The 1,669-nt window shown below is 43.3% G+C and carries 1 protein-coding gene; it reads left to right on the top strand.

The window, feature by feature from the left end:
- Positions 1-1,586, top strand: a 1,586-nt coding sequence (locus G4P69_RS37960; RefSeq protein ID WP_208355090.1) for an AAA family ATPase, incomplete at its 5' end; no start/stop codon positions are given.
- Between the last annotated feature and the right edge of the window lie 83 nt (positions 1,587-1,669).

The following is a 1,669-nucleotide window of genomic DNA, read 5'->3' as shown; positions in this document are numbered from 1 at the left end:
TAGAGGATACAATTTCCATTTTGCGCGGGTTGAAAGAACGCTATGAAGTTCACCATGGTGTGAAGATTTCTGATAGTTCTTTAGTTGCAGCAGCAACACTGTCAAGTCGATATATTAGCGATCGCTTCTTACCAGATAAAGCGATTGACTTGGTAGATGAAGCCGCAGCGAGACTGAAAATGGAGATTACCTCCAAACCAGAAGAACTTGACGAAATTGACCGCAAGATATTGCAATTAGAAATGGAAAAGCTGTCTTTGCAAAAAGAGAGCAGTGCAGCTTCTCGTGAACGTCTAGAAAAACTAGAAAAAGAACTCGCCGATCTTAAAGAGGAACAAAGAACACTAAATGCCCAATGGCAGTCCGAGAAAGATATTATCACAAAAATTCAGTCTGTCAAAGAGGAAATAGACAGAGTCAACTTAGAGATCCAGCAAGCAGAACGCGACTACGATCTCAACCGCGCCGCTGAATTGAAATATGGCAAGTTAACTGATTTACACCGTAGACTGGAAGCTGTTGAAACTGAACTTGCTCAAGCTCAAGGTAGTGGAAAATCTCTGTTACGAGAAGAAGTCTCAGAAGCTGATATTGCGGAAGTGATCTCTAAGTGGACGGGAATACCTATCAGCAAGTTGGTGGAATCAGAGAAAGAAAAGCTGCTGCACTTAGAAGATGAACTGCATAATCGTGTCGTAGGACAAGATGAAGCTGTAACTGCTGTATCTGATGCAATTCAACGTTCTCGTGCTGGACTTGCTGATCCTAATCGTCCAACCGCTAGCTTTATTTTCCTTGGTCCTACAGGTGTAGGTAAAACTGAACTGGCTAAAGCTTTGGCAGCCTATTTGTTTGATACTGAAGAGGCTTTAGTACGGATCGATATGTCCGAGTACATGGAGAAGCACGCTGTATCTCGGTTGATCGGTGCACCTCCAGGATATGTGGGTTATGAAGAAGGTGGACAACTCACCGAAGCAATCCGTCGTCGTCCTTATGCGGTGATTCTATTTGACGAGATTGAAAAAGCACACCCAGATGTGTTTAATATCTTCCTACAAATTCTTGACGATGGGCGTGTCACTGATGCTCAAGGTCATACGGTGGATTTTAAGAACACCATTATTATCATGACCAGCAATATTGGCTCACAGTTCATCTTAGATATAGCTGGGGATGACTCCCGTTATGATGAGATGCAGCGCCGAGTTATGGAAGCAATGCGAAATAGTTTCCGTCCTGAGTTCCTTAACCGTATTGACGAAGTCATTATCTTCCACGCTTTACAAAAAGGCGAATTACGGAAGATTGTCCAGATACAAGTAGAAAAACTGCGCGAAAGACTTAGCGATCGTAAGATGTCCCTCAAGCTTTCTAATTCTGCTCTTGACTTTTTGTCAGAAGTAGGATATGACCCCGTGTTTGGAGCACGTCCATTAAAGCGGGCGATTCAGCGGGAGTTAGAAACTCAAATTGCCAAAGCTATCTTACGTGGTGACTTCCACGATGGTGACACCATTTTTGTGGATGTACAAAATGAGCGTCTTGCTTTCTCACGCCTACCAGCAGAGTTACTGACCACTTGACACTGTTTTAGGCGTGACTTCCTCCCAGTCCGGGAGTAGGTTTTATTTAAATGTCTTGTACTGACATAAAAACACTTTACCAT

The sequence above is a fragment of the Aetokthonos hydrillicola CCALA 1050 genome (genome assembly GCF_017591665.1).
GTDB lineage: Bacteria > Cyanobacteriota > Cyanobacteriia > Cyanobacteriales > Nostocaceae > Aetokthonos > Aetokthonos hydrillicola.
The sequence above is the reverse complement of the archived record's forward strand: the minus strand, read 5'-3'. Positions and strand labels throughout refer to the sequence as shown.